We start from the raw sequence: 16,215 nt of genomic DNA on the forward strand, positions 1-16,215 counted from the left end.
ATCATTGCTTTTGAAATCGCTTTCTTTTACATCAACTTTGGTTACGTTTGATCTTTCATACTTTGTGTAACACCACCTATATTTTTATTGATTAAACTCTAAAATATTATTTATGCCCAAACATAAGTATATACGTATATTGTATATACAATAGTTGTGTAAATGCATGAAAATCTGAAAAGAGCTTTCATTAAGGAGTTGCTACACATTTTTTTTCTAAAAATTGTCTCTATGCATTGCATTCTTCTTATCTAAAAATTAGCTTTGACCTAATTTAAAATTAGTTTAAATAAATTTAAGGAAGTATAATTAAGCAAAATGAAGTGGTTGAACGGGTTCAACTATACTTTTCATTTTTTTGTGACTGCTTTGTTTTTCAAAAATGGAATTGACTCAATTACTTTTAGCCGATAATCAGGAACTAGCCGTTGCTGGAATAAAACATCTTCTTTCGGGAGAGAAGCAGTTCAAAATTATTGGCCAGGTAAATAGTAAAAAAGCGCTGGAAAAGCAGTTAATTCAGCACACACCTGATGTACTGGTACTTGATTATACCAATCTGAAAGGCTTTTCGGCAGATGACTGCCTGGCAATATCCAATGCACACCCTTCGCTCAAAATCTTCATCATTACCGCTGACCAGGAACACATTATGCAGGTACTGGAAGCTGGAGTATTGGCTTTTCTTACCAAAGACTGTAGCGAACAGGAAATCCTGAATGCATTTCATGCCATTGCCAAAGGGCAAAAATTTTTCTGCAACAGAGTATTGGATGTACTAATGAATCATAAGGTTTATAAATCCAATGCCGATACCGCTTCGGGTGAGCTCAGTGAAAGAGAAGCAGAAATTATCCGTTACATTGCCAAAGGTATGGGAACGCAGGAGATTGCTTCTAAACTAAACTTAAGTCCACATACCATTAATGCTCATCGCAAAAATATTCTTAAGAAGCTGGACGCTACTTCTCCGGTAGAGATGATCGTAAAAGCCATGAGCATGAAAATCATTACTATAGATTAGGTTTTTATCCTATCATCAAACTCTATCGCGCAGACAGATATTCTTTAGCTTTCAGATTTGATGATTTGCTCCACTTCTTCCAGACAGTTTCTACATAAACAGCAATCTTACTGCTCACGAATATATTCTTTGGCTTTGACGCTAAGTATCAGTTCGTAGCATTGACACTGACCGATATTACCCGGTTTGCATTCAAAAGCACTCATGCAGCGAGGACAATATGTAATTTTGTGTAAAGACATCTTTAAAATTAGAGGTGAGTATGTTTTTCACACTCACCCAATATATTATACTGCCGGATTACTCACAAGTTCACACATGCCTGATGCAGCAGCTACCATTCTCTGTATTGCATCTCTAATTTCTTCCCAGCCCACAGTAAAATTACTAACAATAGTTTTATAAAAAGAACATAGGTAATAATAGGGAAAATCACTTATCTAACATAAGAATTACACTTCATGAAAAAGACATTTTTTCACTTTCAACCTGGGAATGATCTAACATTGAGATACTTCAAATAAATCTGAATATTGATTATCTTTCTTTCATGAGCATGAAGCTTAATCAGGAGTTTTTGTATGTTAAGTAAATAGCTTATGGAACTACAACCCGCCCCAGTTTCGCAGTTGAAATTCAGTTCATGTGCCAAAGTAATAAGCGGTTACTCTTTTTTGTATTCTATATCTGAGTTTGATGTGGATGAGCCACTTCAGCTTGTATTTCCTACATATGGTTTTCTCATTCTTAACTTTTACACTGGTGAGAACTTTTGGTATAATTTTAAAAATTATGATTTTCCTAAAAGTCAGGCCTATCATCTGTACATAGGGGGGCTGTTCTCTCAAACTACTCCCATTTTTGAGGCCAGAGGTCAAGGGAGAGGACATGCAATGAAAATACATCCGGTGATTGGTTACCATTTATTTAAAGCGCCTATGGATCAGCTCACAAATCACCAGCATCCTATTAGTCAGTTGTTAGGTAAAGCAGGAAAGTGCTTAAGTACCCTGGAAGAAGATCGTCAGATCAATATTCTCGGGAACAATTATTTGGAGCACTTACTTCTCAAATCTCTTCCTGACAGAATACTGATAATGAATGACCCTATTTACCATGCTGTTAATACAATTATCAACAGAAAAGGAATGATCAGGATAAAAGAATTGGCCGATCAGTATTGCATGAGTGAACGCACCCTCAATCGGCAGTTTATCATGAAGGTGGGAATTTCACCAAAAGTTTATGCTAAAATGTGGCAGTGGCAGCATGTTACAGAACTGCTTCAAAAATGTCCGGAGATCAAAATAGAGGACCTGGCATTTAAAACCGGCTATTATGATAGCGCACATCTGGTCCACGATTTTAAAGAGAAGACATTACAAACACCTTATGAGTTTAAAAAGAGTATAAATCCTCTGATACAAGATTATCTTAATTTTCCTCAGTCACTTGAATAATGTCCGTTTTTTACAATGAAATTAACAGCGACTAGTATATCTTAGAGACTAAATACCCGTATAAGAGCATATGTACCTCCCTGCAAAATGAAGGGTCCCCTGCCCCACTTGTATACTCTTTAACCTTTACTAGTTATGTTAAAAGCAAAAAAATCCTGGTGGCATGATTGCATCAAAAAAATCGCTAAACCTGTAAATACAAAACAAGCGTTGCTATTTGATCGCAATGAGGACCCAAGGATATTAAAGTCTAAGTTTGATGAATTATCTATTTGGGAGGATGTTTTATTTCAACAGAGGAATAAGCTCAACGAGCTTTATACCAATGCAGCTTTTCCGTCAGTCAAAAAAAGAGATGCTGTTTCAGGGAGGGAGCCGTTTGTTTGTAAATCTGAACGCATTATGGAAGCGCATATTACCGATGTTGACTTTGATGTATCCTCTTTCAGTCATGAGATGGGTATGAGTAGAGTACACCTTTACCGTTTGATGAAATATTATACTGACCAGTCCCCCTCTGAATTTATCCGAAACTACAGACTCCATAAGGCTACCTATTTACTTCTACTGGGAAATGAAACCGTCTCTGAGGTTGCTTACCGAACTGGCTTTAATGACCTGTCACATTTTAGTAAGTGCTTTAAAAAAGTTTTTGGAGTTTGCCCTTCCGAATACAAAAAAGTTGAAATCATGAGCTATCTACCAGTTTAATCCCTGCGTGAAACAAAATTACCAGCATATGAAACGTAAGTCCTACTTATCCTATTGGTGAATACCATAACTTACCCTTATCAGAACTTCTTGATTTTATACTGATATCATTTAGTAAAAAGTTCTCATTTGAGGCTGAATTGAATAGAGAAATAACACATTGAACGTCTTCAGATACACTTAAAAACCCATTGTAAAGCATTTTTAAGATTTATCGCAGGCTCCAGTAGCCTGATCATTTGCGTTTTAGTAAATAGCCCGGGGTTATGCCTCGCGGCTATTTGCTATTTATAGCTACCTATTAAGCATATCAAGCCTGTATAAGTGACTTCAGGTTACCTTTTTACCATTATTTGACACATAAGTAATAGCCCCTTTTTTTCTTAATCTCTACCTTAGGTTTTACCAACTGGCCTGAACTTTATCAATGAAGTAACATCAAATAAAATACTTTCATAAAGGCAGTTGAATTTTTCATCATTACCCCCAAACTAATGAGACTGTTCTGCATATTGACCCTATACCTGCTAGGCCATTGCCAGTGTGTGTTTGCCCAGCCTATTGTAAAAATTGGTGGAACTGAAAACCCCATGCCTAGTGAGAGGCAGGTACGCTGGTATCTTGATCAGTTGAATATCAAAGAAAATATTCACCTCACAGTCATCTACACTACTATTATTCCAGAGGGATTTGATGGGTTAACAGTTTGTAGAAATGTACTGGAAAAAGATGGGTATCATATCATCATGGTGCGAATTAATCAGGACTTAAACGAAAGGCAGAAGCAGACTGTGCTTGCCCATGAAATGATACATGTTAAACAATATGCAAAAGGTGAATTAAAACTTTTGGAACCCAATACAGTAGTCTGGCTAGGCAAAAAGCGACAACTTAGTAATATGTACCATAGCGGCCCCTGGGAAAAAGAAGCATACCGAGGAGACAAAGTTCTGGCAGTTCAATTTCAACAAAAACCTGAGATTACCCTGGCAAATTTTAAAGTCCAGGCAGATAGCCTACTCACTTATATGAGTAAAAAATTACCTTGAAGGAAAGGATGATTATGATTGTTTGCATCATATAGTTTAATGATCAATACTAACCTTTGGCTTAGGTTTAAATGTATGTTCAACTTATAGAAATCAAGCCTTATGTAACCAGTGAACAAATATTTGATACCACTGCACAAATATTTTGGTGAATATGTCCCTAAATTGAAGACACTACTCCGACTGTATATTTATTTACTCTTATAAAGCTTAAACAAATGAAACAGCAGGGTCTTTATATTCCATCCAAAAATTATTCTTTCTTCAAGGTTCTATCTTTTATAGCTTTTTCAATAGTTGTTTTTTTTGGATTAAAAGAAGGAATACATGGCTTGCGATATTTTGCAGAGTATCCTGAAGAGAAGAAGTTAACAGCTTTACTCTTACTTCCTCATATTGGCCTCGGCTTTATTGCAATACTATTAGGCCCATTACAATTCTGGAAACAACTACGCACAAAGTATCTTCACTTTCACCGATGGTTAGGTCGTATTTATATCAGCTCAGTCGCTATAAGTGCCAGTATTGGCCTTTATATGGGAATCACGCATCACAACCTTGTATTTAGTACCGGAACTACCGGTTTAGCAATTGCCTGGCTAATTACTGTAACTATGGCTTTTATAACCATCAGGAAAAAGCTTGTCCAAGAGCATAAGGAATGGATGATAAGAAATTACGTTGTCACTTTTGGATTTGTCTCTTACCGAATCGGTCGTCAAATCATGGACACAATGGATTTTGAAGATACGGTAATCATGGCTTGGCTTTGTTGGGTTCCTCAATTATTGATTACAGAATTATTGATTCAATTAAGTCACTCTCAACTATTTAATAACAAAGGAAAATCTGACTTACGTCCAAAGCTTAATCTTACAAAGGAGGCTTTTATTTATACAAAGCAAGAAATAAGCTCATGAAAAAGATACTACTCATCGGAGCCAGCGGGCAACTCGGTACGCGCATTTTCTGCAAACTGACTGATGCTGGTTACCAAAACATCCGCATACTGGTTAGGGAGGATTCACGCTTTCAACATTTACTACCCCACCAACCGGAAGTATTTGTAGGCGACTTGTGTGATGTAAACGGCATTATACCTGCTTTGACAGGTGTCCAAACTATCATTACAACTACCTCTTCCGCTGTACCTCGCAAGAAGACGGATACGATAAAAAAAATAGATACTAGAGGCTATACTGAGCTGATTAACGAGGCTAAAAGGTTAGGCATTGCGCATTTCATCTTTACTTCTGTGAAGCCTACATCAACTGCTATGGAGCAGTGGTTGCCTCTTGCCAAGGCAAAAAGAGTGGTAGAAGAGCACCTCATCAACAGCAGATTGAATTATACTATCTTCCAGCCAGATGCTTTTATGGATGTGTATTTTACTTTTATGGGTACCAGCCTGCCGACATTGGATGATGAGGCTCCACTAGTGAAACGTGATTTTAAGTTTGTGAAAATATTTTACAATTCAATCAAAGATGATGTGGACCAGGGTAAGATCGGTATCATTGGTAAAGGGAATGTACAGCACACCTACATTAGTGCAGAAAATGTTGCAGCATTTATTGCTAAAGCAGTAGATGAGCCAGCGCTCATGAACAAGATCATTCCACTCGGTGGGCCGGATGCTCTAAGTGCGCTGGATGTCAAATCTATTTTTGAAAAAGTATTGGACAAGAAATTAAAAATAAAGCATACCCCCGCATGGGTTATGAAATTATTAGGAAATATTATGGATCCTTTTTTCCCTAATGCTGCCAACATTATGAAACTTAATTACATGCAGGCTACTGAAGAAAGCATCATTGACTCATCTGAACTTGCAAAGCAATTAGGCATTCATCTTACTACTGCTGAAGAATTTATGAAGCAGAAACTGGCGTATAAAAGATCAAATGTCAACGGTATATCTACAAAAAAACAGGAAAGCATAGCTATAAAATAATGCAGCTTTTTAACCAAGAGATATTTCGGATCAAAAGACAATATTAAAAATGAAAAAAAAAGAAGAAATATTAACAAATCACCTGCAAGCACTTGGGAGCGGTAACTTGGAAGCACTCATTCAAGACTATTCAGAAGAATCAGTTTTTATTACATCAAATGGTGCATTTAAGGGTATTGATGCGATCAAAGGCGAGTTCAGAAATCTTCTTGTAGCTTTTCCTCCCGGCTCTACTTTAAATATACTTAAACAGCTTATAAAGGAAGATTATATTCTGCTAATGTGGTCTGGAGAATCCAACAGTCTTAGTATACCCTTTGCTTCTGATACTTTCGTGATTAAAAATGGTAAAATCATCTTTCAGTCATTTGCCGGACAGATGATTGTAAAATAACTAATTTTTCAACCCCTCAGGAGCTTCCTGGCTAATTCATTTTGCTTTTTTACTCTTCATCAGTATGTTTAAAAGTTAATTATAATTCCTTACTTTTTACATACTATGCTAAGATTACTATTCACACTAACTACAATTTTTACCATCACTTCCCAATCTTTTGCCCAGGTACCCCCCAAAAAGCACCCCAATACCAAAGGAGAAGATTGGAAGATGCTTTTTCAGCCCAACCTCTCCGATGCTGTTTACCCTGAAGGAGTATGGTCTTACGAAGATGGAGTGCTAACCGCAACTGAAGATCAGGCCATCTGGACTGAGGAAGATTACGACAATTTTATTATTGATCTAGAATTTAAAACCGCTGAGGGTACCAACAGTGGTGTGATTGTCTATGCCAGCAATACTGAGAACTGGATTCCTAACTCAGTAGAAATACAGATTGCCGACGACTATGCCGAGCAATGGGCCAAAGCTGACCCTACCTGGCAGGCAGGTGCTATCTTTGGACATCTGGCACCTAAAAGCAGTGAGGTAAAGAAGCCGGGAAAATGGAACAAATATACCATTACCTGTAAGGACAAGATGATCTGGGTGATGCTTAATGGGGTAATGGTGAGCGAAATGGACATGAGTAAGTGGACATCCGCTAAAACCAATCCTGATGGTTCTGAAATTCCTTCATGGCTCAGCACGCCATTTGCCGAACTGCCTACTTATGGCAAAATCGGACTACAGGGCAAGCATGCCGGAGCACCGATCTGGTTTCGGAATGTGATGATCAAAGTATTACCTTAGTTTTCATTAAGTTTAATAACCTCTTATAGTACTGAATAAGAGGTTATTACAATTTAACAGACGCGTGTTTAAATTTAGCCTATACTCTCCGCGATATTGTCAAAAATAGCGCCCAGAATAGAGATCACCAGGCTGAAAATCAGAGCCCACCAAAAGCCAGAGACATAGAAGTCGCCTACCATCGCATCCACAAGGAGTACGATTACTGCATTAATGACTAAGAGAAATAGCCCTAAAGTAAGAACAGTTACCGGAATAGTCAGAATGACTAAGATAGGACGCAAAACAGCATTAAAGAGTGATAGAATAACAGCGACGAGGAGTGCTGCCCAGAAGCTTTCAACTGCCACGCCAGGCAATATATAAGCAGCGATCAATACTGCAACTGCCGAAAGCACCCATTTGATAATAAATGATAGCATAATTGTTGGTTCGGTTGATAATTCCATGAAGATGGCTAAAAAATCCTTATTCGGCAATAAGATGATCAGTATATCCTTGGTCAACCAATATCTCATAAGCTTTCCAAACTTCATCGGGCACCTCCTGCGGTATTTGAAAACCTTTTTCCTCATATACTTTAATACGTTGCAGATCACCGACTATCAGATGGATCACTCTTTCATGGTTGATTTCAGGATCATTGGCAATACAGTAGGATGTATAGTCCAGGGGGGGAGAAGAAATCAGGCAATCTTTATCAGGAAAATGATTTTTGAAAGTAGCAAAAGCTCGTCTTTCCATATAAGGCTTCTGCACTACGATAAACTTCTGAAAATTAAGACCTTCTCTTTTCATCACCTGCTTGGTAAATCGGAGATTTTCCCCGGTATTTGTAGATTTGTTTTCCAGAAAAATTTTTTTTTCAGGTACACCTTTTTCTATCGCTACTTCCGCAAATACATCAGCTTCAGGGCGTTCCCACATCCCCTCGGTAAGCCGGCCCAGACCTCCCGAAAAAATAAGATAATCGGCCCAGCCCTCTAGGTAAAGGTCAGCGGCATGGGCAGCTACCCGCAAATCATGGCTTCCTAATGTGAGGATACACTCTGCCTTCTGTAGGGGATGATGCATCAGATGATAGTTCCAAATAGTTTGTATACAATCGTTTTTGTCCATAGTGCACAATTTAGTATTTTTAGCTTTAATGGTACTGAAACCCACACTGAACATTATAATAATTACTCTATACTTTACTCAACTGCTAATGCAAAATAATCTTAATACTATGTTAACAATTTCATAAACCCAACTGGCTGGGCTACCTACTTATTTGATGTAATTTTGATCTTTAATCAACCTAATCTGAAAAATGCAATACAATACACAAAATAGACGTACATTCATCAAGTCTGCCGGACTGGTAAGCCTTGGATTTCTGGGACTCACCCAATATGTGAATAGCAAGTCGTTTTTAACCCCTGCGGCCAATAATGCCGGGTATGGCTCCTTAGTACCTGACCCTGAGGGAATTCTAAACCTGCCCAAAGGTTTTTCATACAAAATAATTTCCCGGCAGGGAGATAAGATGAGCGACGGCTTCTTTAGTGGTGGAAATCCGGATGGAATGGCTACTTTCCCCGGCAGCAATGGCAAAATGATCCTGATCCGTAACCACGAAACTAATCCCGGAGACGAGAAGGGGCCTTATGGTAAAAATTTGGAATTGCTCAGCCAACTGAAGCCTAAACAAATCTATGATTATGGAGAAGGAAATATGCCAGGAACGGGTGGTACTTCCACCATTATTTTCAACGAAAAAACAGGTGAAGTAGAAACTTCTTACCTTAGTCTGGCTGGTACTGTACGTAACTGTGCCGGGGGTATGACTCCCTGGAGAAGCTGGATCAGCTGTGAAGAAAATACCAGCCGTGCTGGAGAAGGACTGGAAAAAGATCATGGTTATAATTTTGAGGTGCCTGCCTCTGAAAAAATAAAACTCGCCGACCCTGTTCCTTTGAAAGAGATGGGCCGTTTCAATCATGAAGCGGTATGTGTTGATCCGCGGACCAGCATCGTGTACCAAACCGAAGACCGGGGTGATGGCCTGATCTATCGCTTCCTTCCCAATAAGGAGAAGAAACTACACAAAGGAGGAAAGTTACAGGTACTCGCTATCAAAGAACAGAAAAGTTTTGATACCCGTAACTGGAAAGATCTGAAAACACCAAAGATGCCTCAAAACCAGAAGATGGAAGTCGAGTGGCTGGACATTGACAATGTAGAATCACCCGAAGATGATTTGCGACTAAGAGGTTTTGAAAGCGGAGCTGCACGCTTTGCCCGGGGAGAAGGTACTTGGTTTGGTGATGATGAGCTGTACTTTGCCTGTACCAACGGAGGCGAGATTGGCAGCGGTCAAGTGTTCCGTTATGTGCCCAGCATTTATGAGGGAACTGATCGTGAAAAGGAAGCTCCCGGCACGTTAGAGCTCTTCCTGGAACCAAATGACCAGGATATTCTGAAAAACTGCGATAACCTAACTGTGGCTCCCTGGGGAGATCTTATCCTTTGCGAAGATCACCCTGAACCCTTTGTAGTGGGCGTAACACAGCAGGGAGAATTCTATAAACTGGCCGAAAACGTAGGGTACAGAAGTGAATTTGCCGGAGGCGTATTCTCTCCTTCTGGTAATACCTACTTTGTCAATATACAGGGTGCAGGCCTTACGCTGGCTATCAGTGGACCCTGGAAAAAACAAGCCTGACCCTAATTGCTTAAATTCATATGAAGGAATCTTGTCTGATATTGATAAGATTCCTTTTTAATTTGTAGTTGTTTGCTACTCTTTCTTAATCAAGCTTTACGTCTATGAAAAATTTGCTCTTATTCTTTTCATTTTTCTTCACTTTGAGCATACAGGCACAGGTTATTCCTTTGCCACATGCGCATGCGCATAACGACTACAATCACGAGCGCCCGCTTTTAGATGCTCTCGCTCATGGCTTTACCAGCGTTGAGGCTGATGTTTTGCTCATAGACGGAGAACTGTATGTGGGACATGATATGCCTCAGGGTGATCATGCGCTGCCTACCCTTAAGGAATTGTATCTGGACCCGCTGCAACGCATTGTCCATAACCATAGAGGCAAAATATATCCCGATTATGAAGGAGATTTTTATCTGATGATTGACATTAAAACAGAGGCGGAAGCCACTTACGAAGTGCTTCGCGATCAATTGGCTGAATACACTTCTATTCTCTCTCACTTTGAAAATGATGAAGTTCAAAAAGGAGCTGTCACTATTTTCCTTTCAGGAAACCGTCCTATAGCAACTGTACAAAATGAAGAAAAAAGCCTGGTAGGCATTGATGGAAGACCCGAAGACCTTGGCAAAGATTATTCAAGCGCCCTGATGCCCTTTATCAGTCAGCATTTCAGGGGAGTGGTAGACTGGAATGGAGAAGGAGCCATACCCAATCAGGAAATGCAGAAACTTACAGAGCTTACTGCTAAAGCACATGCCGAAGACAAAAAAGTAAGGCTATGGGCGTCCCCAGAAAATGTAAACACCTGGAAGGTGCTCATGCAGGCTGAGACAGACCTGATCAATACTGACAAACTGAGCGAGTTACAGGATTTTCTGATCAGAGGATATACCAGCAGCCACTAGGCTTTATGATAACTTAACATTGCGTTAATATTAAGAACACACTACTATCGTACATTTACCAACGTAGATTTGATTTTCATAATGGACGGTCACAAAGAGCTGAGAGCTTCTCTCAGCTTTTTGTATTTGGCAGAACCTCTTCCTGACTCAGCATAAATTTTTCTCCTACATCCAGAAGCTTAAGCTCACCCTTTATACTTCCTCTCTTTTCAAGATCTTTTAAAATACTCACCGGCTCCCCCATAGGTTCATCCGACAAATCATAAGTACCATAGTGCATAGGTATCATCACTTTACCGCCCAGGTCATGAAAGGCATGAACAGCTTCTCCAGGATTCATGTGGGCTGATTTCATCACATAGGAAGGTTTGTAAGCCCCTACGGGCAAAATGCAAATATCCGGACTTCCCATTACTTGCTTAATTTCCTTGAAATGATCCGCATAAGCTGAGTCAGCTCCAAAATAAATACTTTTGCCTTTGGCTTTGATAAAAAAACTACCCCAGAGCTGACGATTGAGATCGTTTAGATAACGACGGTTCCAGTGTTTGGCAGGTAAAAAATATACTTCCACATCTTCCTTTAGCTTATACTGCTGCCACCATCCAGCTTCCTGAATGCTGACCTTCTTCTTCTTTTTCCCCAAGAGTTCTCTGATCTTTAGTGGTAATAGAAGTTCCATTTTGGGGTTCTGATCAAGCAACTGATTGACCGAGGCTTCATCAAAATGGTCTCGGTGTCCGTGAGAAATCAGGAGATAATTGATACCAATCAGATCGTAAATTGAACAGGGTAATCCAATCTGCCGCTTGACGATCGGAAGATCTTTAAGGCAGGGATCGGTAAAAAAACTTATGCCATTGATACGAATAAAAAAAGAGGCATGTCCCAGCCAGACAATTAAATCCTCATCGCTGGTGATAAAAGAAGTGTTACGATGTACTTTAAGCCGAAAATCATCTTCTTTTTTTTCGGTTTTTTGAGGGTTACGGCTAAGTTGCCACTTTAAAATATTTTTGAAAGGAACTACATCTGATGCATAGTCAGCGCTTTCAAACATTTTATTTTGGTATAGGTTTCCCTTAAAGTCCTTTTTTATGGTTTTTAAGTCTGGGTTCAGTAAATACATAGTTAGAAAAATAGTGACATTTATTCGCTTACAATCAAATTCTTTCACAAATCTGATTTCATTTCATTTGCTGCATCTATTAACTGTTTTTACTACTAAACGTTTACTCTACGCCTCATTAATACCCATGCTGATGGCGTGTGGTAATCCTTCCGAAGAAATCAGCGGCACCTATGAAACCACAGTTACTACTCCTTCTGATCTTATTACTCAAAAATTTTTAGCTACTCAACTTTCTACTGACTCCTCTGCCGTGAGTGATCAGGGTATCAGTTTATATCTGTCCTTGTACGAAGATCAACGGGCAGAGCTGAAGGTTGACTTTATGAACAGCAATCATGACATAATACAGAAAGGAAGCTGGGAACTTGTGGATAATCAGAGAGTTAAAATTTACTTTGTAGAGAGAGAAGGTAAATACTTCCGGGATACGCTAAACCTTCGCAGTGAGGGACTTCGGTTAATTCTGAGAGGCAAACCAAACGCTATAACTGATGATATTACACTGCTGAAAATCCAGCAATAAGCCTTGTACTTTCAGGAGCAGTGAGAAAAAGCTTAGATCATTTCATACCTTCTCTTTACCGTCTTTTAATGCTTTCGCCTGCTTTACCCAGGCATCTCTGCGGATACGACCGGGAAAAAATTCAATAGCCTCATTCACCTTGGTCTCATCATCCTGATTAAAGTTGGATACCTGTTCAAAAGTATAAACTCCCAGGGCGTTTAGCTTCTGCTCAATAAAAGGGCCTACCCCTTTAATAAGCTTAAGATCATCTTTTTCATGCTTAGCTGAGCGACCAATCCGGTCAAAATCAATATTCGCAGCCTTGGCTTTGATACGATCAAGCACTTCTTCCTGCTTAGTTTTCTGAGCATTATTTTCTGAAACCACTGTAGTTTGAGGTTCAGGTGCCACTGCTGTTTTAGCTTTTACTTCCAGGCTTTCAACTTTTGCTTTAAGATCGGCTAACTTTCTTTCCGCATCAGCTCTCCTTCGGGTACAGCGACTGAGTTGGGCATTAACTCCAGTTTGTTCCTGCTGGGCGGTTTCCAGAGCCTGCTGCTTTTCGTAAAGCACCGTTTCATAAGTATTTGTTGCTGTTTTTTTCCCGATCAGGTATCCCATAAAGGCGCAACCTCCCAGGGCTACCATTGCAAGAAACAAATCTAAAATCATAGTATTAAGAATTAGGTTTCGGCATCAGTTAAGCTTGATTTCTACACGTCGGTTTTGACTTCTGCCTTCTTCAGTATCATTGCTGGCAATTGGCTCAGACTCTCCCTTAGAGTCAGTAATAATTTGTGTTCTGGAAATACCCGCTCTCGTTAAAATATCTTTGGTAAACTCAGCCCTTTCCTGACCATAATCCAGATTTCGCTGGGCATCCCCTACATTGTCAGTATGTCCTATCAAGGCTATTGTAGCTCCATCATGGTGATTCAGGTATTGCTTAAGCTGACGCAAATACTGCCGCAAACTATCATTTACCTGAATTGATGTTTCTCCAGTTGCAAAATACAGGTTCTGAGAAGATGACTTAAGCAGTTCTTCCAGTTGGGCTATTTCTTCTTCATCCAGCCTATTTTCATCAGGGAAATCATCTATCACTTCAAAAGCAAGACCATCAATTAGCGTATCCCTTGCAAAGCTTAAGTTTATGTTTTCCTGTGCGTTGACAAAAAGTTGCTCACGACTTATACCAAAATCATTGAGCCAGGTTTTGAAAGCTTCTGCTCTGGCCATTCCTAAGTTAGGAAGCAGAGAATTGTTAGTCTCGGTATCGTCATAAAATCCGGTGATGATCAAGCCCTCATCTTCATGAGCATTCAGATAGTTTTTTACGGTAAGAAGTGCATCATCAGCAGATTCGGGAATAATAGGCATAGCCTGCGAACGGACAAACTTGATATTCTCTCCTGCTTCAGCCTGTAGATCTTCGCCCACAATGATCAGCTGAGAGACAGTTTCGGCACGCAAAGAGGGATCAGTGCCGGTCCCATTACCTCCGCAATGACCCTGATGCCAGCAAACGTAATAATAGGTCCATAGACTGATCCAGGCTGCCAGAATGAGCATTAATATGATTCTCATGAATTGAAATAAAAATCTATGGTATTACTTGTTTCACTGAGATCATGCCGGTTTCTTTTGAAGAGCTCTGGCCTGCTCTATCCAATGATCTCTTTCAATTCTTCCAGCAAAGCCATTTAACTTTTCTTCTATTTCTTCAATATCCTTGGTGGTTAAGTCGGCAATTTGCTGATAGGTTTTTAGTCCAATAGCATTCAGTTTTTGCTCAATCGCCGGTCCTATTCCTTTAATCTTCTTAAGATCATCTCTGCTTGCTTTTGCAGGAGTCTTCTTCCTTACGGCTTTTGGCTTTTGCTGAGCGGGAGCAGTGCTCTGGGCATCTACTACTTCTAATTCCCAGACCTTAATATTCCGACTCATTAAGTAAATGAGTATACCCAAGCTTGCAAGTGAAGCAAGTATTTTTAAGACTAGTCGTGACATATCTTCATGGTTTAGCAGTGATCAATATAAGAAAAACATACCTTTTTGCATAAGTAGATGCTCAAGTTTGAAGTGTACAGCGTACGGAAGTGTACAATTTTGCTTAAAACGACATTTTCTTTGAAAAAACCCTATCTTATGTGTTAAAAGTTAAAACTGAAAATTGTATTTTTAGTTTATAAGCTAATATTTTCACCAAATAACAATCATATGGGATCAATTGCTATACCTATTCCTCCCTTATCCGGCAACCAAGATATTGAGGTTGACATCCGTGTAAATGGGGAGTTGAAGAAACAGAATTTCCGGGTAGAAGTTTTTTTCTGGAAAGACTGTAAGGCTCAACAAAATCGTGCGGAATGTATCCGTGAGATACTTTCAAAGTACGACAAGAACTGGCAACTCTATTACATTGGAATGCCAACCGATGATTTTGTACCGATCACTTTTATGAAGAAGAGTGCCTGAAAACTATCTGCTTACCAATAACTAATTTAAAGGCACTTCTTCAGAATCATCTATCAAATTCATCCACAGGGCTACCATTCCCTTTTTATGACTTCCGTAAGCCATTTTAAACTTACGGCCCCACACTATCTCATCGTTTTTATATGAGTTCCTGGCATATACCTCCTGACTAAAGGAGTCGTCAAACCCCTTGATTAATACCAGAAACTCTCCATTTTGCTGTTTAAACTTCTCTTTGGTTATTCTGAATAAAGGACTGTCTTCATCCAGAGGATGCACTATAGTCCAGCTCATCGCCAGGAAATCTACTTTGCTACGCTCCAGCTTCAGATTTTCGTACACCCTTTTTTTCTGTTCGTGATCAAAATAGGTATACACCAGTTTCACCTGAACTTCTATCAATTCACTACTTCTTTTGTTAGCAATACGAAACATGAACGCATTGATATCCTGGTAGGGAGCAATGATTGCATTTTTGCTGTAAAGGATACGCGCATGAGGGCGGGAAAATCGTCCGTAGATCAAGCCGGTGATGAGCGCAAAGCCCATAAGTCCCAACAAGGACTCTATGGAAGAAACAACGCCTGCCCAGAAACCTACCGGATTAACCCTTCCGTAACCTACGGTAGTGATGGTTTGGGAGCTGAAGAAAAAAGCTTCGTATAAATTACCCATAAAGGCTCCTTCACTGACCGACAACTCATCCATACCAATCATCACATAGATCAGGGCAAAGAAAAGATTGGCTGTAAAGTAAGCAGCACATACCAGGCACAAAAAATTAACCCACGACATGGTAATAAGCGAATGATAAGCATCGTAGGGTCTGAGTAGTGGTCTGCCTTTCTTCTTTACATTAAAACTGCCGTTTTTATTGATCAGACGCTGGTCAAACTCAAAACTTTTGTTTCCGAAGCCCAGGTCTTTAAAAGGCTCATTAATGTTCAGATTATGACTTAATTGGTTGAGGTACTCTCTGAGGGCCACAGTATTAATATTTTTTTTAGACTATTTGAAAGTTGGGCAGAAGTAATTTCATCTTATATTAGAACGTTCAAAATTTTCATTGGATAAGATAAGTATACACATTATCATCAG

General features: G+C 39.5%; 20 protein-coding genes. 12 read left to right on the forward strand and 8 right to left on the reverse strand.

Annotation, left to right across the window (positions count from 1 at the left end; translation table 11 throughout):
* Positions 1-382 precede the first annotated feature (382 nt).
* Positions 383-1,024 (forward strand): LuxR C-terminal-related transcriptional regulator, encoded by a 642-nt coding sequence (locus WJR50_RS13455; protein WP_341293808.1) that lies wholly within the window; start codon positions 383-385, stop codon positions 1,022-1,024.
* Between the two features lie 107 nt (positions 1,025-1,131).
* Here the strand turns inward: WJR50_RS13455 and WJR50_RS34205 are convergent, their stop codons facing one another.
* Positions 1,132-1,266: a cysteine-rich CWC family protein gene (locus tag WJR50_RS34205; protein ID WP_445223465.1), complete on the reverse strand. Its 135-nt coding sequence runs from the start codon at positions 1,264-1,266 to the stop codon at positions 1,132-1,134.
* Positions 1,267-1,623: 357 nt separating this feature from the next.
* Between WJR50_RS34205 and WJR50_RS13460 the strand changes: the two genes are divergently transcribed.
* The 7 genes from WJR50_RS13460 to WJR50_RS13490 all read left to right on the forward strand — a co-directional run bounded on the left by WJR50_RS13460 (position 1,624) and on the right by WJR50_RS13490 (position 7,387).
* On the forward strand, positions 1,624-2,484 hold the full coding sequence (locus tag WJR50_RS13460) for an AraC family transcriptional regulator (protein ID WP_341293809.1): 861 nt from the start codon (positions 1,624-1,626) through the stop codon (positions 2,482-2,484).
* A gap of 135 nt (positions 2,485-2,619) precedes the next feature.
* Complete coding sequence (locus tag WJR50_RS13465) at positions 2,620-3,195, forward strand: helix-turn-helix domain-containing protein (protein WP_341293810.1); 576 nt, start codon at positions 2,620-2,622, stop codon at positions 3,193-3,195.
* A gap of 494 nt (positions 3,196-3,689) precedes the next feature.
* Positions 3,690-4,244 carry a hypothetical protein gene (locus WJR50_RS13470; protein ID WP_341293811.1) on the forward strand — a complete coding sequence of 185 codons (555 nt, stop codon included), beginning with the start codon at positions 3,690-3,692 and terminating at the stop codon, positions 4,242-4,244.
* Positions 4,245-4,462: 218 nt separating this feature from the next.
* A complete protein-coding gene (locus WJR50_RS13475; protein ID WP_341293812.1) occupies positions 4,463-5,164 on the forward strand; it encodes a DUF2306 domain-containing protein in 702 nt (233 codons plus the stop codon).
* Positions 5,161-6,198, forward strand: coding sequence for an SDR family oxidoreductase (locus WJR50_RS13480; protein WP_341293813.1), 1,038 nt, complete (start codon positions 5,161-5,163; stop codon positions 6,196-6,198). The genes WJR50_RS13475 and WJR50_RS13480 overlap by 4 nt, the downstream gene beginning before the upstream one ends.
* Positions 6,199-6,247: 49 nt before the next feature.
* A complete protein-coding gene (locus tag WJR50_RS13485; protein WP_341293814.1) occupies positions 6,248-6,592 on the forward strand; it encodes a nuclear transport factor 2 family protein in 345 nt (114 codons plus the stop codon).
* 105 nt (positions 6,593-6,697) lie between these two features.
* Positions 6,698-7,387, forward strand: a complete 690-nt coding sequence (locus WJR50_RS13490; protein WP_341293815.1) for a 3-keto-disaccharide hydrolase — start codon at positions 6,698-6,700, stop codon at positions 7,385-7,387.
* Positions 7,388-7,461: 74 nt separating this feature from the next.
* On the opposite strand, the gene WJR50_RS13495 is transcribed toward WJR50_RS13490, so the two are convergent.
* Positions 7,462-7,809, reverse strand: coding sequence for a phage holin family protein (locus tag WJR50_RS13495; protein ID WP_341293816.1), 348 nt, complete (start codon positions 7,807-7,809; stop codon positions 7,462-7,464).
* A gap of 46 nt (positions 7,810-7,855) precedes the next feature.
* The gene (locus tag WJR50_RS13500; protein WP_341293817.1) at positions 7,856-8,506 is read right to left on the reverse strand and encodes a YdcF family protein; all 651 of its coding nucleotides are present in this window, start codon (positions 8,504-8,506) and stop codon (positions 7,856-7,858) included.
* 193 nt (positions 8,507-8,699) lie between these two features.
* Here WJR50_RS13500 and WJR50_RS13505 point away from each other — a divergent pair, with 193 nt between their 5' ends.
* Both WJR50_RS13505 and WJR50_RS13510 read left to right on the forward strand, forming a co-directional pair.
* The gene (locus WJR50_RS13505; RefSeq protein ID WP_341293818.1) at positions 8,700-10,094 is read left to right on the forward strand and encodes an alkaline phosphatase PhoX; all 1,395 of its coding nucleotides are present in this window, start codon (positions 8,700-8,702) and stop codon (positions 10,092-10,094) included.
* A gap of 104 nt (positions 10,095-10,198) precedes the next feature.
* On the forward strand, positions 10,199-11,002 hold the full coding sequence (locus WJR50_RS13510; RefSeq protein ID WP_341293819.1) for a phosphatidylinositol-specific phospholipase C/glycerophosphodiester phosphodiesterase family protein: 804 nt from the start codon (positions 10,199-10,201) through the stop codon (positions 11,000-11,002).
* 112 nt (positions 11,003-11,114) lie between these two features.
* On the opposite strand, the gene WJR50_RS13515 is transcribed toward WJR50_RS13510, so the two are convergent.
* Complete coding sequence (locus WJR50_RS13515; RefSeq protein ID WP_341293820.1) at positions 11,115-12,062, reverse strand: MBL fold metallo-hydrolase; 948 nt, start codon at positions 12,060-12,062, stop codon at positions 11,115-11,117.
* Between the two features lie 136 nt (positions 12,063-12,198).
* Between WJR50_RS13515 and WJR50_RS13520 the strand changes: the two genes are divergently transcribed.
* On the forward strand, positions 12,199-12,657 hold the full coding sequence (locus WJR50_RS13520) for a hypothetical protein (RefSeq protein ID WP_341293821.1): 459 nt from the start codon (positions 12,199-12,201) through the stop codon (positions 12,655-12,657).
* Positions 12,658-12,699: 42 nt separating this feature from the next.
* On the opposite strand, the gene WJR50_RS13525 is transcribed toward WJR50_RS13520, so the two are convergent.
* The 3 genes from WJR50_RS13525 to WJR50_RS13535 are packed head-to-tail and all read right to left on the reverse strand — an operon-like array spanning position 12,700 to position 14,649.
* Positions 12,700-13,311, reverse strand: coding sequence for a helix-hairpin-helix domain-containing protein (locus WJR50_RS13525; protein WP_341293822.1), 612 nt, complete (start codon positions 13,309-13,311; stop codon positions 12,700-12,702).
* Positions 13,312-13,335: 24 nt separating this feature from the next.
* Positions 13,336-14,226, reverse strand: a complete 891-nt coding sequence (locus WJR50_RS13530) for an OmpA family protein (RefSeq protein WP_341293823.1) — start codon at positions 14,224-14,226, stop codon at positions 13,336-13,338.
* A gap of 42 nt (positions 14,227-14,268) precedes the next feature.
* Positions 14,269-14,649: a helix-hairpin-helix domain-containing protein gene (locus WJR50_RS13535; RefSeq protein WP_341293824.1), complete on the reverse strand. Its 381-nt coding sequence runs from the start codon at positions 14,647-14,649 to the stop codon at positions 14,269-14,271.
* A 210-nt stretch (positions 14,650-14,859) separates the two neighbouring features.
* Here WJR50_RS13535 and WJR50_RS13540 point away from each other — a divergent pair, with 210 nt between their 5' ends.
* Complete coding sequence (locus WJR50_RS13540) at positions 14,860-15,117, forward strand: hypothetical protein (RefSeq protein WP_341293825.1); 258 nt, start codon at positions 14,860-14,862, stop codon at positions 15,115-15,117.
* A gap of 21 nt (positions 15,118-15,138) precedes the next feature.
* Here the strand turns inward: WJR50_RS13540 and WJR50_RS13545 are convergent, their stop codons facing one another.
* On the reverse strand, positions 15,139-16,104 hold the full coding sequence (locus tag WJR50_RS13545; RefSeq protein WP_341293826.1) for an ion channel: 966 nt from the start codon (positions 16,102-16,104) through the stop codon (positions 15,139-15,141).
* Between the last annotated feature and the right edge of the window lie 111 nt (positions 16,105-16,215).

Source organism: Catalinimonas locisalis (assembly GCF_038039535.1).
GTDB lineage: Bacteria > Bacteroidota > Bacteroidia > Cytophagales > Cyclobacteriaceae > Catalinimonas.